Genomic DNA, 22,736 nt, shown 5'->3' on the forward strand with positions numbered 1-22,736 from the left:
TAGATGCCCTAAATCGGACAAAAAATAATAAATAGAATGCTCCCATTTCCACTGGAGAGACATTCTGATGTCGGCATACGATTCAACCCGCCCCGTCGCTTGCGCAGCCAGAGGCACCCGGCTCAGCATTGCGATCCTGGCGTTCTCGGCGTTCCTGATCGTGACCACCGAGTTCCTGATCGTGGGGCTTTTGCCGGCGCTGGCGCGTGACCTGAACCTTTCGATTGCCTTGGCCGGCCAACTCGTCACGCTGTTCGCCTTCACCGTGATGATCTTCGGCCCAGCGCTTACCGCCGCACTTTCGCATCTGGACAGAAAGAAGCTGTTCATCGCGATCCTCCTGCTCTTCGCCGCCGCCAACGCACTGGCCGCTGCTTCCACGAACTTCTGGGTGCTGGCGGTCGCGCGAATCGTTCCTGCGCTCATGCTCCCGGTCTTCTGGGGAACGGCCAGCGAAACCGCGGGCAAGCTCGCCGGCCCGCAGGCAGCCGGGCAGGCGATTTCCAGAGTCTACCTGGGTATTTCCGCGGCCATGCTGCTGGGGATTCCGCTGGGTACGGTGGCCGCCCACCTCATCGGTTGGAGAGGGGCCTTTTGGGTGCTGGCCGGCCTGTCGCTGATCATGGCGCTGGCAATCATGGCCTGCATGCCAGGCGTTGAACGGGTACCCAAGGTCGACTGGCGTCAACAGGCCCGAATCTTCCGGGAGCCGTTCTTCCTCGCCAACGTGATGCTCTCGGTGCTGGTGTTTACCGCGATGTTCGTGGCCTATACCTACCTGGCGGACCTCCTCGAACGGGTGGCCGGCGTCGATTCCGCGCATGTCGGTTGGTGGTTGATGGGCTTCGGTGCCATTGGCCTGGTCGGCAACTGGCTTGGCGGCAGGATCGTCGACCAATCGCCGATCAAGGCTTCGGCACTGTTCCTGGTGCTGCTCGCGATCGGCATGGGCGCAGTCGTGCCGCTGGCACAGCTGGGCATCGTGTTCTGCCTGGCCCTGGGCCTTTGGGGCGTGGCGAACACGGCGCTTTATCCGGTCAGCCAGGTCAGGGTCATGAGTTCGGTCAGTCATTCCCAGGCCCTGGCCGGTACCACCAATGTGTCTGCCGCCAATGCCGGTATTGGGCTGGGGGCAATCATCGGCGGGCTGACCATCACGCACGCGGGGGTCGAGTCTGTCGGTTATGTGGCGGCTGTCGTCGCGGTGAGTGCCCTGGCCCTGATACCGATGGTGTCCCGGCTGGCCCCATCCGAGTGAGGGGGCGGCGCGGTCCGGGGGACGACCTGCGTGCCATGGATGCAGAGGCGTGGGAGCAGGTAGTCCAGCAGTGCCCTCACTTTGGGCAAGCCCTCGCGGCTCTTCTGCCAGACCAGGTTCATCGGCATGCTGTCCAGGGCCAGGTCGGGCAGGACTTCCACCAGGGTACCGGCCTCGAGGTGGCTCTGAATCAGCCAGGTGGGCAGTTGGCCAATGCCGTGTCCCGCCAGAATGGCCGCGACTTCGCCTTCGCCATCTCCCACGGCGATTCGGGCCTGGACAACCCGGCGCTCGATATCGCCCGGTAGTCGGCCCTTGAAATACCAGGGGCTGACCCTGCCGTCGGCCAGACCGTAACCGACGCAATGGTGGTCATCCAGGTCAGGTTCGGTCCGGGGGGCACCGTGAGTCTCGATGTAGGCAGGCGATGCGCAGAACATCATCCGCTGGGAGCCGAAATACTCATGGCCCAGTGCGGCCGGCCAGGTGTCCGGTCCGCCGATGCGCACCAGAATATCGATACCTTCATGCACGGGGTCGACGAACCGGTCGGAGAAGGAGATATGCGGCTGCAGCAACGGGTGGGCACGGACGAACTCCAGGATCAACGGCAGCACGTGCAACCTGCCATAGGCGGCGGGGAGGTCTATCCGAATCTTTCCGTGAAGCTCATCACTCTCGGCCACCAGGGCGTGCTCGACTTCCTCCAGGTCGGCGAGAACCGAAGCGCAGGTCTTGTAGAACACCACCCCGGCCTCGGTCAGGGCCAGTCGCCGGGTGGTGCGATTGAACAGCCGCCGGCCCAGCCGGCCTTCCAGGCGTGCCACGCTTTTGCTGACGGCCGAACTGCTGAGGTTCAAACGCTCCGCCGCGGCCGTGAAGCTCCCAAGGTCCGCCACCGTGACGAAGACGTCGATACCCTTGAGTCGTTCAGACGAGAACATGGAAACTCCGCCATTGATGAGTGCCTGCCAATCCTACACCCTCTGGCGGCACGCTCCGTCAGGGAGTGCTTCGGCGAACAGCCGCGTGCGACGCTTCCCAAGTTCCGTAACGGCCGCGCGCAACCTGAGCGTCTTCACGCAGGCGCTCAGGTTGCGCGCGACCCGGCAGGCCGCTTCAGGCAGCCATCTTCGAGGCACTCAGGTTTTTTTTCAGCGATGCCTTGAGCACCTGCATCTGCTCTCCCAGGCTCTCGAGTTTTTCCTTGCCGAGGAGCTTCTCGGCTTCTGGAAACATCTCGTTTTCCTCTTCCTCGATGTGGTGTTCCAGCAGTTCCTTGACCACCTTGACGCGACCGGCGAACTCGGGTGTGGTCGGGGAGGTATTCTTCAGGTCGGGCAGCACCAGCGAGTCCACCGTGCGGTGTTCCTCCTTGGCCTCATGGTACATTTGCTCCTGCTGCCTGCCGCCTGCTTCCTTGAAGGCGGGATAGAGAATTTCCTCTTCAAGCTGCGTATGAATGGTGACTTCCAGCTCCAGTTTCTGCAGCAGCTCGGTGCGTTTCTTTTGCGCCCGGTCGGTCGACTCGCTGAGTTGGGTGAGGAGGGTCTTGACCTTTTCGTGGTCGGCTTTGAGCAGCTCGATGGCGTTCATGGGGGTACCTCGCTATCACGTATGAAAGGGCGGCCGATCTGCGTCGGCGCGATGATCTCGGGAGAGTAGTGGCATTTGTCGTGCCAGCCCCGTGAATGATGAAACCTCCTGTTTTTCAGGCGGTTGCGCCGGGTGATGGCGAATGGCGGTCATGCAGGCTGCACGAACGGGTTGCGGCGATGATGCAGATAGCCCTGCCAACCGGCAGCGGCACCGGACACCTGGATCCGCCGGCCGATGATGGCAACCTGCTGGTGCTGGGCTACGGTTGAGTGCAGGATCGCCAGCTGATGAAAAACTTCGACAATAGCGAGTCGCTATAAGGTTCAGGGATGCCCGGTTACAGAGACAGCGGGAGGTGGCGTACGCTTCTGCATTTGGCCGTATGGGTGGCCTGCGGTGTGGCGCTGTCCATCTGGGTGGCCCAGATCGTGTGGCTGGCCGCGTCCGAAAGCCGTGTGGACGCCTATGCGCGCGCGATCCTGCTCCAGGCCGATTCGGTTGCGGACAATATCGTGACCGCGCTGGAGGCCATCAATCGGGATTCGAACCCGATCTGTCGCGAGGACGATCAGGCAAGCCTGAAACAGATCGCCTTCCATTACCGGTTCGTGCGGGACGCCGGCCGAATGATCGACCGTGACGTACAGTGTTCGGCGCTGTGGGGGGCATCGGCAAAGTACCGGATCGAGGGCGATGGCAAGTTGGGCAAGACCGGTTCGATGCTCTGGCGGGCGGTCTTCGATGATGACGGCAGGCACATCAACGTGGATATCACCTCCCGGGGCTCGGCGTTCGTGGTGACTTCCCCGGTAGCGTTTTCCTCTTTCGAATCGCCACCCGAGGAATTGAGTGCGCGGGTGAGCTCGGCGGACGGGCAACTGATCATGCGTTCCTTCGGCCAGCTCAAGCGTCTGGGCTATCTGGAGGGCAAGAACGTCAGGGTCTGCTCGGACCGGTTCAGCATCTGCGTGGAGGCGCAGGTGCAAAGCCATGTTCTGTCCTGCAAGCATGCCGGACTGCTCGGCCTTGTGATCCTTCTGGGGGCGGTATTCGGTGGCCTGGCCTGGTATGCGCTCAACCACAGAATCACCCAATCCAGGTCATTGCCGGTGCGCTTGAAAAAGGCGATTCGACATTCGCGCATCGATCTTGTCTATCAGCCGATTGTCCAGGCTGGCAGCGGCCGGATCTGTGGCATGGAGGTGCTGTCCAGGTGGCACGACCCGGAGCTTGGCTGGGTGGCGCCCGACAGCTTTTTCAGCGTGGCGGCGGAGTTGGGGCTGGCCTTTGATCTCAATAAAATCGTCCTGCGAAAATGCCTGGCCGAGCTGTCCACGGTGTTGCAGGCCAATCCACCGTTGTATGCCAGCATCAACCTGGCGGCCAGGGATCTGCTGGACCCCAGGACCCTGGTTTTCTTGAAGGCCGAGGCCGCGCGGGCGAACGTCCGACTGGCACAACTGGCGATCGAGGTGCTGGAGAGCTCCACGGCGAACATGGCGATGGTCGCGCAGAAAATCGATGAATTCCGCGCCCTGGGCGGCCAGGTGTTTGTCGACGACTTCGGGGCCGGCTACTCGAGTTTGTCCTACCTCGCCAATCTGCGGGTCGACAAGATAAAGATCGACCGATCCTTTACCAGTGCGGTGGGCGATTGCTCGCCGGCGGCGTTCGCCCTGCTCAAGGTCAACGAGATCGCCGAGGCCATGGATGCCCAGGTGATCTTCGAGGGCGTTGAGACCGAACAGCAGCGGCAAGCGGTCCTGAACCTCTGCCCCCAGGCCTTTGCCCAGGGCTGGCTGTTCAGCAAGGCGCTGCCGATCGACGAACTGCTGTCCAGGATCGATCTGGCCAGCCTGACACTCAAGCCCTGAACTCGAAGCGGGCTTCCCGTGACGGCGGCGAGTCGTCTGTCACCCTGGCTCGCAAACTCAGGGCGTCGATCAGACCGCAGGCAATGGCCATCCCCACGAGCGAGGGCAGGCTCTGCGCTTGCATTCGCTTCATCACCCGACTCCGATACAGGTCGATGGTCTTGATGCTCACGTCCAGGTGTTCGGCGATCTCTCGGTTGCTCAACCCCTGGACGAGGGGAATGAAGACATCCCGTTCCCGCGGCGTGAGGCTGTCGATTCGCTCCTGAACCTGGGCCAGTTCCGTCGTGCCGGCGAGCGAACTGCCTGCACGATGCAGTGCTGCCTGAACGCTGTCGAGCAACAGCTGATCGTTGTAGGGCTTTTCGATGAAGTCGCAGGCGCCGGCCTTGAAGGCGCGAACGACGATGGGCACATCGGCATGGGCGCTGACAAAAATCACCGGGATCTTGAGGCCGCGCTTGTGGAGCGTCTCCTGGACAGCCAGACCGCCCATGGCCGGCATGCGAACGTCGAGCAGCACGCAGGCCGGCCCGGCAGGATCGACGGCGTCAAGGAAGGCCTGGCCGCTGGTAAACGGAACGGCCTCCAGGCCCACCGACTCCAGCAGCCAGACGGTTGAGTCGAGCATGCCCTGGTCATCGTCGATCACATACACCGTTGCCTTCATCAGCGTTCCTCTTTCCATCCGTTATTGACCGGCAGCCTGCAGCACAGCACCAAACCACCCGTGTTGCCGGCCCGTGCCTGCAAGCTCCCACCGAAGCCTTCGACGATGCTGCGGCTCATCGACAGGCCAAGCCCCAGCCCCTCAGGCTTGCTGGTGGTGAAGGGGGTGAAAATCTCATCGAGACGCTCGGCGGGCACGCCGCCCCCCTGATCCGTCACCTCGATCTGCAACCAATCACCCTGGCGCTCGGCGCCGAGCAGAATACGCGACGGTTGGCCGCCATGCTGCTCCCGATTGGCATCAATCGCGTTACGCAGCAGATTGAGCAGGACCTGTTCGAGCAGCACAGGGTCGGCGTACACGCCTGGCAGGTCATCGGCCATGCGCAACTCTATGCTGACCTGATCCCGCAACGCTTCCCAGGCACACAGGCGTACCGCTTCGCTGGCCACCTGGGCCGGGACCAGTTCCTGCAGTCGGCGGGGCTCTTTGCGCAGGAAGGCGCGAAGCCGCCGAATCACCTGCGCGGCGTGAGTGGCCTGTTCACTGATGCGTTGCAGGCCTTGGCTGATCCGGTCGCGGGCCTTCGGGTCGTGGTCGAGACTTTGCAGGTAGCGCTGACTGGCACTGGCGTAATTGACCACCGCTGCCAGGGGCTGATTGATTTCGTGGGCGATGCCGGAGGCCAGCTCGCCGAGGGTCATCAGGCGTGCGGTGTGAGCCAGCTCATCCTGATGCCGTCGCGACTGCTGTTCCCGCAGTTCGCGTTCCGTCATGTCGCGGGCCACGAGAGAGTAGTAGCGTTCTGCGCCAATGGCGCGATGGGCCAGCAGCACCAGGGAGACCGGAAAGGGGCCGCCTTCGCGCCACGGCTGAAGCCGTGCCTCTGTCTGCCACACCCCCTGTCGCTCAGCGTTCTCCCACCCTTCGGTGTCCAGCCTCTGGCGCGTCTGATCATCCAGCAGCGCGGCGAGGGGGGCAGCGCCTGCAGGCCATCGAGTGCCAAGGCCCGACGTGCGGAGGCATTCAGGTAGCTGATGTGCCCCTGGCGATCGATGAACAGCACCAGGTCGGTATTGGCCTCAACGACCTCGGCCAGACGACGGCGGTTTTCCTGGGCCTCCACGCGAACGCTGACATCGCGCGAAATGCTGACGATCTCTGCCACCGCACCCGTGTAGGTCTCGCGGATGGCATGGCTGGCAATCTCGAACCAGCGGTAGCCCCCATCGGTGTGGCGTATCCGGCAGGTCATGGTGTGGTAGCCGTCCTGCACCAACGCCGCGGCGGCCACGGCTAGCACCTCCCGGCATTCACGCGGGTGCAGCAATGCTTGCACCGGCCTGTCACGCAGTTGCTCGGGCCACAGGCCGAGCAAGCGGTACGCGGCCGGCGAGGCATCGAGACACACCCCATCGGGACTATGGCGAGAGATCAGGTCGGTGGTGTTTTCCGTGATCAGGCGGTAGAGCCGACGCGCGCGGCTGGCCTCTCGAATGCTATGGCGCTCCTCACTGGCATCCCGGCAGCGCACCAGGACTTGCCCGTTCGTCTCATCGGGCACATAGGTCCAGAGGAAGGTTCGCTCATCCCGTACGACCTCCACGTCAATGATCGAACGGTTTTGTCGCAGACAGGCCTGGACCAGCGCGGGGTGATTGGCCGCCAGCACGTTCCCCAACTCGCCAGACTCGGCAATCAAGGCCTGCAGGGCAGGGTTCAGGCTCAGTGGCTGGGCGTCGGCACCTGCGAGCAGCGTGGGCTGTGGATCTTTTTCCAGCAGGGGGAATGATCTCATTTTTATCGGTTTCAGCTTGTTTTATAGTATTTGTACCATATTGCTATGGTAAATAATCCAACTAATATAGTGGTTCGCGTAAAAAGCGACGGTGGGAGTCTGAGGCCTTGCTCAGCTCCCGACCCCTGATCAGAGCTAACAATCAGCCACCGGGGATCATGCGCACTGGCTGCGCCTGGCTCCCACACAGGATGACCGCATGTCGATCTTCTCCCAGGGCTTGCAGCCCACCCCTGTCAATCACGTCGCCTTGACCCCCTTGAGTTTCATTGAGCGAACCGCCGCCATCTACGGTGAATATCCGGCCGTGATCCACGGTGCTATCCGGCGTAACTGGAGCCAGACCTATGAGCGCTGTCGGCGGCTGGCAAGCGCCCTGGCGGGGCGCGGTGTCGGCCCTGGCGATACCGTGGCGGTGATGCTGCCGAACATTCCCGAGATGCTGGAAGCGCACTTTGGTGTGCCCATGACCGGGGCGGTGCTCAACACCCTCAATGTGCGCCTGGATGCCGAAGCGATTGCCTTCATGCTCCGGCACGGTGAGGCCAAGGTGCTGATCGGCGATCGTGAGTTTCACCGTGTGATCAGCGATGCACTGGGTAGGCTGGAGCATCCGCCGTTGGTCATCGACGTGGACGATCCGGAGTTTGGCGAGGGCCAGGCTGTCAGCGAGCTGGGGTATGAGGCGTTTCTGGCCGAGGGCGATCCGGCATTTGCCTGGCAATGGCCGGATGATGAGTGGGCGGCGATTTCGCTGAACTACACCTCCGGCACCACCGGCAACCCCAAGGGCGTGGTCTACCATCATCGCGGTGCCTACCTCAATGCCATCGGCAACCAGATGACCTGGACCATGGGCCATCGCCCGGTTTACCTGTGGACCCTGCCGATGTTCCATTGCAACGGCTGGTGCTATCCCTGGACCATCACTGCCCTGGCGGGTACCCATGTGTTCCTGCGTCGGGTCGACCCGCAGAAGATCCTCATCCTGATCCGCGAGCACCGGGTGACCCACCTGTGTAGCGCACCGATCGTGTTGAACGCCCTGGTCAACATGCCCGATACCGCCAAGGCGGCGATCGAGCACAGGGTGCAGGCCATGGTCGCCGGTGCGGCGCCGCCGGCCAAGGTCATCGGTGCCATCGAGGAGATGGGCATTCAAGTCACCCATACCTACGGTTTGACCGAGGTGTATGGACCGGTGACGGTCTGCGCCTGGCACGACGAGTGGGACGCGCTGTCGTTGCAAGAACGTGCGCGGATCAAGTCACGCCAGGGGGTGCGCTACCCGACACTGGACGGCCTGATGGTCGCCGACGCGCAGACCCTTCAACCGGTGCCGCGTGACGGTAATACCCTGGGCGAGATCTTCATGCGGGGTAACACCGTCATGAAAGGCTACCTGAAAAACCCGGAGGCCACGGCCGAGGCCTTCCGGGGAGGCTGGTTTCACACCGGTGACCTGGCGGTCTGGCATCCCGATGGCTATGTTGAAATCAAGGACCGGCTCAAGGACATCATCATCTCCGGCGGCGAGAACATCTCGACCATCGAGGTCGAGGACACCCTGTACAGGCACCCGGCAGTCCTTGAGGCTGCCGTGGTGGCCCGTCCGGACGAGAAGTGGGGGGAGACACCGTGCGCCTTCGTCGCCCTCAAGCCCGGGTACGGTGCGACACAAGCGTCGGACATCATCACCTGGTGTCGCGAGCACCTGGCCGGCTTCAAGGTGCCCAAAACCGTGGTGTTTGGTGAACTGCCCAAGACCTCGACCGGCAAGATCCAGAAATTTCTCCTGCGCGACTGGGCCAAGGCCCTTTGAACGGTGAACTCACAGATGACTGATTACACTGCACCGCTGCGTGACATGCGTTTTGTCCTTCATGAAGTGTTTCAGGGCCCGGCGATGTGGGCCCGTTTACCGGCGCTGGCCGAGCGTGTCGACACGGACACCGCCGATGCCATCCTCGAGGAGGCGGCGAAGATCACCGGGCAACTGATTGCACCGTTGAGCCGCAACGGAGATGAACAGGGTGTTCGCTTCGACGCTGGCGAGGTGACCACCCCGGAAGGTTTCCAGGCGGCCTGGCAGACGTATCGCGAGGGCGGATGGGTGGGCCTGGGGGGCAACCCTGAATACGGCGGCATGGGCATGCCCAAGATGCTCTCGGTGCTGTTTGAGGAAATGATGTATGCCGCCGACAGCAGCTTCAGTCTGTACTCGGCGCTGAGTGCGGGGAGCTGCCTGGCCATCGATGCCCACGCCAGTGAGGTTCTCAAGCAAACCTTCCTTGCCCCGATCTACGAAGGCCGCTGGTCGGGCACCATGTGCCTGACCGAGCCGCATGCCGGGACCGATCTGGGGTTGATCAGGACGCGGGCTGAACCGCAGGCAAACGGCAGCTACCGGATCACGGGCAGCAAGATCTTCATCACCGGCGGCGAGCAGGACCTGACCGAGAACATCATTCACCTGGTGCTGGCCAAGTTGCCCGATGCACCGGCGGGCCCCAAAGGTATCTCTCTGTTCCTGGTGCCCAAGTACCTGATCGGTGCCGATGGTGGCCTGGGCGAGCGTAATGGCGTCCACTGCGGGTCGATCGAGCACAAGATGGGCATCAAGGCATCGGCCACCTGCGTCATGAACTTCGACGGTGCGGTGGGTTACCTGGTGGGCGAGCCGAACAAGGGGCTGGCGGCGATGTTCACCATGATGAACTACGAGCGTTTGTCCATTGGCATCCAGGGCATCGGCTGTGCCGAGGCCTCGTACCAGAACGCTGCCCGCTACGCCAATGAGCGCCTGCAAAGCCGCTCTGCAATGGGCCCGCAGGCCAAGGACAAGATGGCCGACCCCATCATCCACCATGGTGATGTCCGCCGCATGTTGCTGACCATGCGGGCCCTGACAGAAGGCGGGCGCGCGTTTGCCACCTATGTCGGCCAGCAACTCGATCTGGCCCGTTATGCCGAGGCTGCGGGGGAACGCGAGAACGCACAGCGCCTGGTCTCGCTGCTGACGCCCGTGGCCAAGGCCTTCTTCACCGACAATGGACTGGAGAGTTGTGTGCTGGGCCAGCAAGTGTATGGCGGCCACGGCTACATCCGCGAATGGGGCCAGGAGCAATTGGTACGGGACGTACGCATCGCGCAGATCTACGAGGGCACCAATGGCATTCAGGCTCTGGATTTGCTGGGGCGCAAGGTGCTGGCCGACGGCGGTCAGGCTCTGGCTGTGTTCACCGACGAGATCCGCCTGTTCTGCGCCGATGCTCCACTGCATCGCGATGCGGTGCTCCAGGCCATTGAGCGGCTGAGTGACACCTCCCACTGGCTGATGCGCCATGCGGTGGATGACGCGAACCTGATCAGCGCCTCCGCAGTGGAGTACCTGCAGTTGTTCGGCCTGACAGCCTACGCCTACATGTGGGCACGAATGGCGGCCGCGGCTCAACCAGCCATGGCAGACGATCCGGCGTTCTACGGAGCCAAGCTGGCCAGCGCCGAGTTCTTCTTCCAGCGCCTGTTGCCCCGTTCGTTGGCCTTGGAGGCCAGCATCAAGGCCGGCAGCCACAGCCTGTACCAGCTGCGGCCCGAGCAGTTCTGATCAGCACTCAGGATAGAGTGGCAGCAAAAATGCCCGCCTTGCTCGGGGTGTGAGGCGGGCATTTTTATTCCTGGCGAGGCCTGGCAGAGCAGGTTCGAGTCAGGCGCTAATCCTGAAAGCCGTGTTTTTAACATCGTCTGTTGCGATGCGGGTTGCGCGTGATAATACTGACCCGATGTACATCTTTTATGCCAAGGGAGTCTTGGTTCAGAGGCGCCTGAAGAGAACGTTCCAGCCGCCGATACCCTCAGGTCCATGCCCTCCGAGCTGCTGCCTTTCGCATGCGTTTGAGTATCGGTCCTCTGTAGTCTTATGAAGCAAGGAGTGCCGTCATAGCTCTTTCGAAGTGTCTAAGGCAGGAACTGAATGTCCATCAAGCAGTGCCTCCACGACAGCTCGTGACAGCGTGATCGAGCGCGCCATTCCCATCAGCAGATCCCGTTCGAAACCAACCAGGCGAGGGCAGATTTCATCGGCGCTCAGCTCGGCAGTTCTGAGCAATTCCGATACTTGGGTCAGTGCATCCTGAGCGGTGACGCCTGGTTGAACAGAGAACAGCGGCGGCGAGGTTGCTGTACCGGCCTCTACTGCTTTGAAGGCGGTCGTGGCGAGTGTGTCGAGAGGAATTGGCTCTTGGGTACAAGGCGGCGCCGATTTTATCTGTGCCAGTGATTCCTGCATGATCTTGCGCAGGTAGGCGGCTTTCTCCTCAGGGCTGGAGGTGCTGCAGGGTGGCGGGTCGGGAGTAATTTTTTTGACCATGGTGAATCCTCTGTGTATTGGAGAAGTTCACCACTTTCGTGTCCAAGCGAAGGGTGGCGAACTGTACGCAGGTTGGACAACCGGGACACAGATAACCCGGCACACTCGAAAGTGTCCCGCGCACAGCCCGCCATAATGCGAGCACAAAAAAACCGCTATCGCGGTGCTGTACGCACTGTGAGATCCCGGGTGTCCAAGCCCGATCGCTGAATTGGCAGCGACCTCTGGACTCTAGCCACCAGGGCAGGCGTCGACAATATTCTCCCATGCCTATAGTGCGTAGGAAACAGGCTCATTTTCGGAAAGCTGCTTCGTACGTTTCCAGGTGTTGCTGAGTGATCACTCTGGGTCCTTGGGATGAGAATGGAAGAGTGCTGTGGCAGGCTTCTCGCTAATGGGCGTGTGGTGCAATGGCCCTACAAGTTCTCGATGGGACCAAAACCATGATTCGCAAGCTGGGCCATCGACTGTGCGATCGATGTGGGCACGACTCCCATAAAGAGGAGGCTGTAGAAAAGCGCCTCGCAAAAGGTGGCGCTGCGCGCCTGATCAACTCTTAGTTCGCTCAGTGCCTTAATTCTGAGCGTGAGGTGCGCGGCTGACCGGGGCCCAACTTGATTGCTACTTCAATCAATGCGAGCCTCGTATGCTGCCTGTACGGCTCTCAATCCTTGACGGTACCCACCAGCGAGTCGATCAACATCGCCGAAGCGGTATCGCCATTCTCCAGCATCAGTTGGCGCAGCGATTTACCAAACACGGGCACCGGTGTGTCGAAGGAGAAGCTGGCCTTGCCCTGGTAGCTGGCAACCACGCGAATCCGATCCTCGGACCAGCGGATCGTGTGGCCGCTTGCTCTTTCGCGATAGTCCTTGAGAAAGGCCGCCGCCAGCGGGGTTGTGCCGTTGAGGTCCGCGGCATCGAGGTCGGCACCCGCAGCAGCAAGGGCCTGCGCGAAGCTGAGATCGCGCTCGGCCATGCAGGCATGCAATGGCGTCTCACCCCCGTAAGCCTTGGCGTTTATGTCACTGCCTTTGAGCAGGGCCTGAAACAGCTCCTGTATCTGATCGCCGGTGTTGCGGCGCCTCAGCAGCTTCTCGGTCCGCCTGCAGAACAGTGACAGGGCCGTGTCGCCGTAGGCGTTGTGCGCCTTCAGGTCTTCCTTGCCAGCCAGTGTGATCATGTGTCTCAGGCTGCAGTTGAGAAAGTGCAGGGGGCCCAGGCAGCTCATCAACCGGGTGTTGCCCTCGCCATCGCGGCCCATCGGATCGGCACCTTCGGCCACCAGGTAGTCGTAGGCGCTTTCTGCGGCCGAGGTGATCACTGGGCGGTCCTTATCGGTCAGCCGTTGATTGATATCGATGCCGGAGCTTTTCAGCAGATAGGCGAAGCCGTCCAGATCCTTGAGGACCATGCTCCCATCCGGGGCCAGGTGTTCGCCGCCGGCTGCTCTCCACACACGTTCAGCCATGGGCGTTCTGTTCGGCGGATTGTCGTAGTCGCGCACCGTGGCTTCGCCGAATTGGTAGCGGGTCCACACACCCACTGGCTGATCATCCTGGTAATGGCCTTTCTCGGCCACGGTGCCGGCGGGCCAGCCGCTGATGAAGTAGGTTTCGGACGGGCCGTTCTTTCTGCCTGCGCGGTAGCTGATTTTCGAGCCCGGCACCCTTGTACCTTCGGCGTCTACCCAGGTCTCCAGCACACCGTTGAGCACGCCATTCTGGTACGTGGCGCGGTCCTTGAGGTCGCCTTTGTAGTCGTAATGTTCCACCCGGCCATCGAGCTTGCCGGAACCGTCGCTGGCGAAGGTCTCCAGCAAGGTCAGCTTCTGTTCCCCCTCGATCACCCGCCATTTGCGCTGCGCACCGACGCGCACCTCACTGCCCGCCAGGGAGGTGCTGTCACCGACCTGCAGGCCGGTGGCGCAATCATAGGTTTGCACGGCGCTACGTCCGCCTTCCTCCCTCAACAACTCGTGCAGTTGCCGGGAGAAGGTGCCCGTGCACCAGGTCTTGCGTGTCCCGACGAACACGCCGGCTTTCAACTGGCCTTCGACCAACAGTGCGCCGCTCGGGTCGAACTGTTTCCATTCTCCCACGGCCCGGCCATTTTCCACCTTGAAGGACAGCAGCACCTGGTCACCGACCTTATGCGTCACGGTGCCATTGAGGGGCTGACCGGACTGGGGCTCGATGTACAGCGCATGGGGAGAGCCGAGCCTGCCGGCTTTGGCGGAGATTTCATCGAAGGTGTACTCGGCATTGCAGCCGGCCAGGGCCAAAGCCAGGGCACAGAGCGAGAAACGTTTTTTCATCACTGATCCTTGTAATAAAACCTGGGGGGGCGACAGTTACGGGGGCAGCGGCCTTGCTCAGGGACGTGGCGGCCGCCCCCCATTGCCCTTGACCTCCTTCTCCAGGGACTCCAGCCGATTGGCATCCGGATCCCCTCGAAGATCGTGCGTGAGTTGTCCTTGCGCTGCTGGTGCCGCGCGATAATTGCCGAAGGTGAATTGCTGGTCAGGGAACGGCGCATTTCCAGGTCGGTGAGCAGGTTGGCGATTTCCTGCTGCAGGGCCTCGCGCTCGACGTCGATGGTCTTGGCGGCGAGGCCGCTGGCGGACACATTGGGCTCCTTCTGGCCGGCGAGCAGGGCGCGTTGCAGCAGCAGGGCTTTCTCCAGAATGCTGGTGACGGCAATTTCCGAGACCAGGCGCTGGGCCAGCAGCTCCTGGTCGGGCTCATCACGCAGGGCGGTGATGACGCCCCGGGTGATCGGCATCGAGTTGCTGCCTGCGTCGGCGAGATTTTCCGGCGTGGTGGTCTGGCTGCCGTCGATCAACGCCTTGAGTGCCTTGAGCTTGGCTTCGTACTCTTCCTGAATCAGCGGTGTCAGGCCCACGCCAGCGGTGGCGGTGCTCTTGGTGCAGTCTTCACACGTTTGCTGTTCGTCTTCCCCCAGCACGCGGTTGGCAAACCCGGCCGCTTCATCCGGTGATTTCCAGGTCTTGCACAGCAGGCCGCTGTTGCAGGCCTTGGGATCGATGCTGCTGTTGTCCGTGGCACCGCGGCCATTGAGCAGGTTGTAGCCGGCCTTGGTCACATCCTTGACCACCTTGATCGGTGCCTGTTGTTTGCCTCCGGCTTTTTCCCCTCCGACCCAGGGCACACCGGTGTTGCCGTTGTCCTTCTCGGCCTGGGCGGTGACCGCAACGGCGTCAGTGTTCTGGACCATGGCCTCCTTGAGTGCCTGGCCCTCGGCGAGCGCACCCCAACGGTTCTGGTTGCCGGCGACCTTCATCATGCGCTCGGCCATCTCGCGGCAACTGGCCTTGGAGCGGTCGAAGTCCAGCCGTGCCTGCAGGATGCCGTTGGTGAGCAGGTTGTAAAGGCCCGGGTCCGCCCGCTGAATGATCAGCGCCGGCAGCGAGGCCACAGCCCCCGTGGCGCCCTGGATCAGGTCGCCCATGATGTTCTGGAAACCCTCGGTGAGGCCGTTGAGCTGGTTGTGCAGGGTGGTGTTCAAATCCATCTTCCCGCACATCAGGTCGGTGTTCCACCCCACGCCGACCTGGAGGCTTTGCATGTCGCCGGCCCGGCCCATGTTCACGGCGCTGCCACCGCCAATCCGGTACAGCACGTCGTCACTTATGGCACTGCCGCTGCTACCGAACTCCGCCGCCGTGGCTGTCGGCGGAACGCTCCCCAGGGCCATGAGCAGAAGCAGCCAGCGACTGGGGCTGGGGCTGGGGCGGCGAAACGATGACATCCGAATCATGAGAGGCTCCATTACGAGAGAGGCGATCGTTCGGCGTCGCGAGGTCACTGGCCGCCGGTGCTGCCCAGGAAAGTCTGTCCTTCCTGCTTGCAGCAGCTGTAGGGGCGCCAGAGCGACCAGGCATAGGCGCCATCCGGGGCCTGCTGGTGAATGCCCGTTTCAGGGAAGGTGGCACAGGAGGCGCTGGCCGTCGGCGTCAGTTGCTGCCACTTGCCCGTCAGCGCATCGGATTCACGCAACTCGCCGGCGGGCCAGTAACCGGGCTTGGCGAGTGCCAGCAGAGGGCGATAGACATGCACCTGCCCAGGGCGGGTCACGATGTCGCCGGCGCGCTGGGCCATCACCGCTGACGCCTTGTAGTCATCCGGCTGGTGCAGGAAACCACTGCGCGGATAGACGTTGCCCCACAGGTTCATCGACAGCCGACTGCCGACTTCGCGCATGCCAGGGACCAGCGACTGGGGGAACACACTCTCAGGAATGCCGTGGCGCCAGCCAATCGGGTCCAGAGTGCTGAGAAAATGGGGCATGTAAGGTGTTCCGGCACCCTCGCAGGTGTAGCCCGAACCGCTGGCGAAGGCGTTGAAGGCGGCGATGCCGGGATGACCGATCACGTCGACGTTCTTGAATACCGAGAGGCTGTTTTCGCGGGAGCTGTTGGTGGTGCCACTGCCGCCCCCTGGGCACCGGAGGTTGGGGCGCTCAAGGCCCTGACCTCTGTCCAGGGGTTGTCGCCCGTGCTGGAATAGCTGGAAACCACCGCATCCGGCACGTAGTGCCGCACCTTGGCGGAGGTTTTGACACTGCAGCCGAAGTTAGTGCAACGCAGCCAGTAGCACACCCCCACGACCTGGTACTCCAGGCAATCGGGCGAGGATACCGTCGGGATGATGCTGGCGGTGTTCAAGGCAAAACTCAGGGTGCAGTAGGGCAGGGTCAGGAGGGCGGGCAACAAGCACCTGGCACCTCGATGAGAAACGCGTTGCATGACGTAGATCCGACTGGAAGAAAGGTGGATCTTCTGAAAAGCGCTGCACGTCTACCGCCTGAAAACAGGTTTATGGCTGACTGTATTTGGAGGGGAGCCTGGTGCCCCATGCGGGCCTGGGACACGGCAGGTGTGCAAGACTGGGCATATCGGACCCCGGCAGACTCGAAGGTCTGCCGCTCCATGTCATCCATTGGGATGACACGGCCAAGACGATCGGCGGCGTATGGCTCAAACACGCGGTCGGTGCTCGTCCAGCACCTACCGTCAATCGAATCAACCACCGTCAGTTGCGAAATGACTGTGCCAGAAACTCGGTGATCAACGAGGCGATCTGTGACTGGATCAGTGCCCGTGGTCGAGCGTTATCGCCATCCCGGCAAATGATGCCATCGCCGGGTTCGTCTGCTTCGAGCAACGCCATTGCGCCAGGTTTGCACAACGACAGGAAGCTGAAGTGGCTGGCGTCCCGGATCTCGACATAACGACGGGTCGCCGATGGCAATCGCTTGGCCAGGTCGGCGGACTCCAACCGTGCAGGGAGATCTTCGGAGGGCGCACCCGCCGCGATCACCAGTGCCGGTACCGACAACGCCGCCAGGCTTTCATTGGTGATGCCCCGTGACAGGCCCAGGTCCAGGGTGACGATGGCGGTGACGCGTTTGTCCCTCAGATCACCTTCCAGTCGAGCTTTCGATACCGGATCGCTGTCAGGGTTGATCTGTTTGTAGACGCTGCAACTGGACAGTTGCGGATGGGTGACGCATTCCTGGATAAACCGCTTGGAGTCGAACCGGGCGCCGGCACTTTCCAGCGCGGTCCAGCCACCCAGTGAATGTCCCACCACCGCAATTTGACCTTTCGCCACCCCTCCATACTGACTCGGCTGAGCCATGACCGCATCGATGGCCCGTTGCAGGTCGATGGGCCGCTGCCACAGCTGTGCCGCAGCCTTCGGGTTTCGATCGCGGGTCGTGGTGCCGGGGTGGTTGACCGCGGCCACGATGTAACCCTGGTGAGCCAGGGTGCTGGCCAACCAGGACTGGTTCCCCCAGTTACCGCGAAAACCATGGGAAAGCACCACCAACGGGTGCGCGCCTGCGTCCGGAAGCGCATCGCGTACAGCCAGGTCACCGACGAATACCGCGGTATCAGCGATCAATTGCGGTGTGGCGGTGGTGGTGCTCGGGTACCAGACGACCAGTTCCAGCGGGCGATCATTGTCCTCGTCCGGCAGCGTCCTGGTCTGAAAACCGATGGTCTGGTAGCTTGCGAAGGCCGGTATGTTCAGGCAGATCAGCAGCACGAGGCCGAGTACTTTTTTCATTGTTTTTTCTTCCTTGATGGGATCTGCGTCGATGGGATGCGGCCCGAGGCGCGAGCAACATATCAGTCTTCGTGACGGCTTACTCAAGCATTTCCCGTTGCCAGTGACCACTTCTGGCTGGTGGCAGCCGGGCGTGAGTGGTCGCTTTGGACCCGGAACAGACTGTCGTTCCTGAAGAGCGGGCGACAAACCTCATGTGCTCCAACTTGAACAGCGGGCGGTATCCCGTTAGTGCCTTGGCACCGGCTGCCCATGAAAACATCGGTACGACGGACTATCCGACGGCTGATAACCTCATGGGAGAGAACGATGAGTTGCAGGGAACCAGGCAGCAACGCCTATGCGCGGGGTATCGATGTGTCGCGCTGGCAGGGTGAGATCGATTGGGCGAGGGTGGCGGCGGCCGGCGTCACCCATGGGATCGCGAAAATGAGCGAGGGCGCTACCTACGCCGACGCCAGGTTCGTCGAGAATTTTCGCGGCATGCGCGCCAACGGCTTGCAGGCGGGGGCCTATCACTACTTCAGGGCCTTGAACTGCACCCCAGGCGAGCAACTGGCCAATATCCGCGATCGGCTCGCCGCGGTGGATTTCGAGGTGGGGCGGGACCTCTTCGCCATTGATGTCGAGGCCCGGTACAACGAACAGGCGACCCCGGAGCAGATGGCCGACGGCCTGTTCCAGCTGGTCACGCTGGTCAGGGAACTGCACGGTGGCGCTCATCCGGTCATCTACACCGCTGCCGGCTTCTGGGACCGCCAGGTGGCGTGGCAGTCCTACGATTTCAGCGAGTGCCCGCTGTGGGTCGCCCATTGGCAGGTCGACGAGCCGGTCCTGCCGCAAAGCTGGCGCTGTCGAGGCCTGGGCTGGCGTTGGTGGCAGCACAGCAGCAAGGGCCTGGTGGACGGTATCCAGGGCGAAGTGGACCTTGACTGGGTCACGGTCTGACGGACCGGTCCGGATTTTGGAGGTTTTCTTGGGCAGGCCGATAGCTCGGGTGTAAGGTAACGCAAAAATACCCGTCGAGGCCTCCATGTCCGATCAACCCCTGTCTGGCAGCGTGACCGATGGCGACCGTTTCCGTTTGTTGGTCGATGCCTTGACCGATCACGCGATCTACATGCTTGATCCGCAGGGGCATGTCAGCAGTTGGAACCAGGGCGCACAGCGTATCAAGGGCTACACGGCGGCGGAGGTCGTGGGCAAGCATTTCGCCATGTTCTATACCGCCGAGGACCGGGCCAAAGGTGAACCGCAGCGGGCGCTGTCGGTTGCCGCGACCGAAGGGCGCTTCGAGAGGCAGGCCTGGCGGCTGCGCAAGGACGGCACGCGGTTCATGGCCCATGTGATACTGGACCCGATCCGCGCCGACAACGGCGAGATTCTCGGCTTCGCCAAGATCACCCGTGATATCACCGAGTCGGTCCAGGCGCAGAAGGAGCTGGATCTGGCCCGCGAAGCCCTGTTCCAGTCGCAGAAACTCCAGGCCATCGGCCAGCTCAGTGGCGGTATCGCCCATGACTTCAACAACCTGCTGACGGTGATCCGCGGCAACCTCGAACTGCTGAGCAAGCGGGTCGACGGTGATGTGCGGCTCTCCCGGCTGGTGGACAATGCCTTGCAGGGGACCGCGCGCGGCGTCTCGCTGACCCAGCGCATGCTGGCCTTCGCCCGGCGCCAGGAGTTGCGCACCGAGGCGGTCCGCCTGCCACTCCTGCTGGACAACCTCATCGAGCTGTTGCGCAGTTCGGCAGGCGGCCAGGTGACGGTCCTGACCCAGCTGGACGAGGCGCTGCCGCCGGTGCATGCCGATATCAACCAGTTGGAACTGGCCCTGCTCAACCTGGTGAGCAATGCCCGCGACGCCATGCCGACAGGTGGCAGCATCCGCATCGCCGCCGAAGTTCACGGCAAGGTCGACAGGCTGCCTCACGATGAGTACGTGTGCCTGTCGGTCAGCGACGACGGCGAGGGCATGGACGAGCGCACCCTGGCCTACGCCGCCGACCCGTTCTTCACCACCAAGGGGGTGGGCAAGGGCACCGGTCTGGGTTTGTCGATGGTCCACGGTCTGGCCGAGCAACTGGGGGGGCGCCTGGTCCTCAAGAGCACCAGGGGCCAGGGCACCACCGCCGAACTCTGGCTGCCGGTGGACAAGGAGGCCGACCCGGGAGCCCGCCCATTGGTCGAGGGCCGGCAACAGCCGTTGTTCAAGCCGCTGACGGTGCTGCTGGTCGATGATGACAGCCTGGTGCTCAACAGCACCGTGCTGCTGCTCGAGGACCTGGGGCATCGGGTGCTCTGCGCGACTTCCGGCGCCCAGGCGCTGCTGTGTCTGGAGCAGCATTCGGGCATCGACCTGATGATCACCGACATGATCATGCCGGAAATGGACGGGGCCCAACTGGCCAAGGTGGTGCGCCAGTTGCAGCCGGAACTGCCGATCGTACTGGCCACCGGTTACTCCGGGCACCTGGATGACATGGCCGTCCAGCTGCCGCGGATTCTCAAGCCCTACAGCCAGTCGCAACTGGCGGAGATCCTGGCGCAGGTGTTGTCCCGCGGCACTCGCCCGGCGGCGGACTGACCGCAGGGCGGGTGACCGGTTGCGCCCGTCAATGCCCGGCGCTTTGCCCGCCATCCACATGCAGGATCTCGCCGGTGACGAATCCGGCCGACTCCAGGTAGACGATCGCCTGGGCAATGTCGCCGACTTCGCCCATGCGCCCGACCGGGTGCAGCCGGCCCAGCGCGGCATGGGTCTGCTCGCCGTGCATCGGCGTCTTGATGATGCCGGGGCTGACCGCGTTCACCCGGATCCCGCGCTTGGCGTATTCGATCGCCAGTGACTTGGTCGCCGAGTTGAGCCCGCCCTTGGTCAGCGAGGCCAGTACCGAGGGCACGCCGTCGACGGCGTGATCCACCAGGCTGGTGGTGACGTTGACGATATGACCACCGCCCTGTTTCTCCATCTGTGCGATCGCCAGTTGGGTGATGTAGAAGAAACCGTTGAGGTTCACCGACAGCACATTGGCGTAGTCGGCCGGGGTATAGGCGGTGAAGGGCTTGGCGATGAAGATCCCGGCGTTGTTGATCAGGCTGTCGATGCGGCCGAAGCGCGCCAGGCCTTCGCTGATCACCCGTTCGGCGGTGGCCGGCTCGCCGATGTCACCGGCGATGGTGAGGATGTCCGGATCGTCGGACGGCTGGATCGAGCGGGAGGTGGCGACCACCCGGTAGTCGAGGGCGCGGAAGGCCTTGACCACCTCGGCGCCGATCCCCTGGGAAGCGCCGGTAATCACGACGACTTTGCTGGAATTGCTCATGATGAAACCTCTGTAGTCGGTAAAGGAGGGGGCAGTCGGTGGCGCGCGGTGGTCACGACGAGGTCCGGGCCAACTGCTCGCGGTAGGCGGTAGTGGTGATGCCGGCGTAGCCCCAGTTATCGGTGTCGACTTCCTCGATCACGATATGGGTCAGGTCCGGACGTTTGCCGAGCACCCGTTGCAGGGTTTCGGTGATTTCGGCGATGACCTGGGCCTTCTGCTCCCGGGTGACGCCGTCGCGGGTGATGCGCACGTTGACGAAAGGCATGACAACTCTCCAGTGACCGGCCGATCGGGATGACCGGCAGGCAGTGGGGTCAATCTATTGAGTTGCCTGGATGAGATAAATCGGCTTTCAAGAACATCATTAGTGATGTCATGTAATGAATGGCCAGGGCGCCCGCATCGACCGGGTGCTGGAATGAAAAACGCCCCGGACCGCAACGGCCGGGGCGTTTTTCGTTCACGCGGGCCTCGGCGAGGCCCGGCAGGGCAGCGATCAGGCGATAGCGTCCCAGGCGCGATCACCGCGCTCGTCCTTGATGCGGGTCGGCAGGCCCATCACGTCCAGCGCCTTGAGGAACGGCTCTGCTGGCAGTTCCTCGACGTTGGCCATGCGCTGCACGTCCCACTCGCCACGGGCGACCAGCAGGGCGGCGGCCACTGGCGGTACGCCGGCGGTGTAGGAAATGCCCTGGCTGTCGGTTTCGGCGTAGGCGTCCTCATGGTCGGCCACGTTGTAGATGAACAGCTCGCGTGGCTGGCCATCCCTGGTGCCCTTGACCAGGTCGCCGATGCAGGTCTTGCCGGTGTAGCCCGGTGCCAGCGAGGCAGGGTCGGGCAGCACGGCCTTGACCACTTTCAGCGGCACCACTTCCAGGCCTTCGGCGGTCTTGACCGGCTTCTCGGAGAGCAGGCCGAGGTTCTTCAGCACGGTGAACACGTTGATGTAGTGTTCGCCGAAGCTCATCCAGAAGCGCACGTTGGGCACGTCGAGGTTCTTCGACAGCGAGTGCACTTCATCGTGGCCGGTCAGGTACAGGTTCTGCGAGCCCACGACCGGCAGGTCGTCGGTGCGCTTGACTTCGAACATGGTGTTGCTGGTCCACTGGCTGTTCTGCCAGCTCCACACCTGTCCGGTGAATTCGCGGAAATTGATCTCGGGATCGAAATTGGTGGCGAAATATTTGCCATGGGAACCGGCGTTGACATCGAGAATGTCGATCGAGTCAATGCGGTCGAAATACTGTTGCTGCGCCAGGGCCGCATAGGCGTTGACCACACCCGGGTCGAAGCCTACGCCGAGAATGGCGGTGATGTTCTTCTGTTGGCATTCCTCGAGGTGCTTCCACTCGTAGTTGCCATACCATGGCGGGGTCTCGCAGACCTTGCCCGGTTCTTCGTGGATGGCGGTGTCGAGGTAGGCCACGCCGGTATCGATGCAGGCACGCAGTACCGACATGTTGAGGAACGCGGAGCCGACGTTGATGACGATCTGCGATTCGGTCTCGCGGATCAGCGCCTTGGTCGCTTCGACGTCCAGGGCGTTCAGTGCAAAAGCCTTGATGTCGGCGGGCTGCTTGAGGCTGCCCTTGGCTTTGACGCTGTCGATGATGGCCTGGCATTTGGAGATGTTGCGCGACGCGATAGCAATACGACCGAGTTCATCGTTGTGCTGCGCGCACTTGTGGGCCACCACCTTGGCGACACCTCCTGCACCAATGATAAGTACGTTCTTCTTCAATTT

The 22,736-nt window shown here is 62.5% G+C and carries 15 protein-coding genes and 3 pseudogenes; 6 read left to right on the forward strand and 12 right to left on the reverse strand.

Annotated elements, in window-relative coordinates; translation table 11 throughout:
* Positions 1-67: 67 nt before the first annotated feature.
* Entirely contained in the window at positions 68-1,258 is a 1,191-nt protein-coding gene (locus ACM62G_RS23895; RefSeq protein ID WP_419735745.1) for an MFS transporter, read from the forward strand.
* Here ACM62G_RS23895 and ACM62G_RS23900 read toward each other — a convergent pair.
* Both ACM62G_RS23900 and ACM62G_RS23905 read right to left on the reverse strand, forming a co-directional pair.
* Entirely contained in the window at positions 1,183-2,202 is a 1,020-nt protein-coding gene (locus ACM62G_RS23900; protein WP_419735746.1) for a LysR substrate-binding domain-containing protein, read from the reverse strand. The two genes, ACM62G_RS23895 and ACM62G_RS23900, sit on opposite strands and share 76 nt — an antisense overlap.
* A 175-nt stretch (positions 2,203-2,377) precedes the next feature.
* Complete coding sequence (locus tag ACM62G_RS23905) at positions 2,378-2,854, reverse strand: hemerythrin domain-containing protein (RefSeq protein ID WP_419735747.1); 477 nt, start codon at positions 2,852-2,854, stop codon at positions 2,378-2,380.
* Positions 2,855-3,255: 401 nt separating this feature from the next.
* Between ACM62G_RS23905 and ACM62G_RS23910 the strand changes: the two genes are divergently transcribed.
* The gene (locus ACM62G_RS23910) at positions 3,256-4,731 is read left to right on the forward strand and encodes an EAL domain-containing protein (RefSeq protein WP_419735748.1); all 1,476 of its coding nucleotides are present in this window, start codon (positions 3,256-3,258) and stop codon (positions 4,729-4,731) included.
* On the opposite strand, the gene ACM62G_RS23915 is transcribed toward ACM62G_RS23910, so the two are convergent.
* Complete coding sequence (locus ACM62G_RS23915; RefSeq protein ID WP_054058126.1) at positions 4,721-5,401, reverse strand: response regulator transcription factor; 681 nt, start codon at positions 5,399-5,401, stop codon at positions 4,721-4,723. The two genes, ACM62G_RS23910 and ACM62G_RS23915, sit on opposite strands and share 11 nt — an antisense overlap.
* A pseudogene (locus ACM62G_RS23920) lies at positions 5,401-7,199 on the reverse strand (PAS domain S-box protein). The gene ACM62G_RS23915 and the pseudogene ACM62G_RS23920 overlap by 1 nt, the downstream one beginning before the upstream one ends.
* Before the next feature lie 199 nt (positions 7,200-7,398).
* Between ACM62G_RS23920 and ACM62G_RS23925 the strand changes: the two are divergent.
* A complete protein-coding gene (locus ACM62G_RS23925; protein ID WP_054058124.1) occupies positions 7,399-9,021 on the forward strand; it encodes an acyl-CoA synthetase in 1,623 nt (540 codons plus the stop codon).
* Positions 9,022-9,036: 15 nt separating this feature from the next.
* Positions 9,037-10,806 (forward strand): acyl-CoA dehydrogenase C-terminal domain-containing protein, encoded by a 1,770-nt coding sequence (locus ACM62G_RS23930; protein WP_419735749.1) that lies wholly within the window; start codon positions 9,037-9,039, stop codon positions 10,804-10,806.
* Positions 10,807-11,136: 330 nt separating this feature from the next.
* On the opposite strand, the gene ACM62G_RS23935 is transcribed toward ACM62G_RS23930, so the two are convergent.
* From ACM62G_RS23935 to ACM62G_RS23955, 5 genes and pseudogenes are all read right to left on the reverse strand, one after another.
* A complete protein-coding gene (locus tag ACM62G_RS23935) occupies positions 11,137-11,568 on the reverse strand; it encodes a DUF6124 family protein (RefSeq protein ID WP_273822326.1) in 432 nt (143 codons plus the stop codon).
* A gap of 664 nt (positions 11,569-12,232) precedes the next feature.
* Positions 12,233-13,885 carry a hypothetical protein gene (locus ACM62G_RS23940; RefSeq protein ID WP_419735750.1) on the reverse strand — a complete coding sequence of 551 codons (1,653 nt, stop codon included), beginning with the start codon at positions 13,883-13,885 and terminating at the stop codon, positions 12,233-12,235.
* 57 nt (positions 13,886-13,942) lie between these two features.
* Positions 13,943-15,348, reverse strand: a pseudogene (locus ACM62G_RS23945) (integrating conjugative element protein).
* A 44-nt stretch (positions 15,349-15,392) separates the two neighbouring features.
* Positions 15,393-16,336: pseudogene (locus ACM62G_RS23950) on the reverse strand (TIGR03756 family integrating conjugative element protein).
* Between the two features lie 286 nt (positions 16,337-16,622).
* Entirely contained in the window at positions 16,623-17,663 is a 1,041-nt protein-coding gene (locus ACM62G_RS23955) for an alpha/beta hydrolase family protein (protein WP_419735751.1), read from the reverse strand.
* A 309-nt stretch (positions 17,664-17,972) separates the two neighbouring features.
* On the opposite strand from ACM62G_RS23955, the gene ACM62G_RS23960 reads away from it, so the two are divergent.
* Complete coding sequence (locus ACM62G_RS23960; RefSeq protein WP_419735752.1) at positions 17,973-18,611, forward strand: glycoside hydrolase family 25 protein; 639 nt, start codon at positions 17,973-17,975, stop codon at positions 18,609-18,611.
* Between the two features lie 85 nt (positions 18,612-18,696).
* Complete coding sequence (locus tag ACM62G_RS23965) at positions 18,697-20,250, forward strand: ATP-binding protein (protein ID WP_419735753.1); 1,554 nt, start codon at positions 18,697-18,699, stop codon at positions 20,248-20,250.
* Between the two features lie 28 nt (positions 20,251-20,278).
* Here ACM62G_RS23965 and ACM62G_RS23970 read toward each other — a convergent pair whose 3' ends face one another.
* The 3 genes from ACM62G_RS23970 to ACM62G_RS23980 all read right to left on the reverse strand — a co-directional run bounded on the left by ACM62G_RS23970 (position 20,279) and on the right by ACM62G_RS23980 (position 22,733).
* Entirely contained in the window at positions 20,279-20,989 is a 711-nt protein-coding gene (locus ACM62G_RS23970) for an SDR family NAD(P)-dependent oxidoreductase (protein WP_273822310.1), read from the reverse strand.
* Between the two features lie 52 nt (positions 20,990-21,041).
* Positions 21,042-21,257 (reverse strand): tautomerase family protein, encoded by a 216-nt coding sequence (locus ACM62G_RS23975; protein ID WP_054058112.1) that lies wholly within the window; start codon positions 21,255-21,257, stop codon positions 21,042-21,044.
* Positions 21,258-21,488: 231 nt separating this feature from the next.
* Entirely contained in the window at positions 21,489-22,733 is a 1,245-nt protein-coding gene (locus tag ACM62G_RS23980; protein WP_054058132.1) for a saccharopine dehydrogenase family protein, read from the reverse strand.
* Between the last annotated feature and the right edge of the window lie 3 nt (positions 22,734-22,736).

Origin of the sequence: Pseudomonas sp. COR18 (genome assembly GCF_048568395.1) — a bacterium.
In the GTDB taxonomy this organism is placed as follows: domain Bacteria; phylum Pseudomonadota; class Gammaproteobacteria; order Pseudomonadales; family Pseudomonadaceae; genus Aquipseudomonas; species Aquipseudomonas fuscovaginae_B.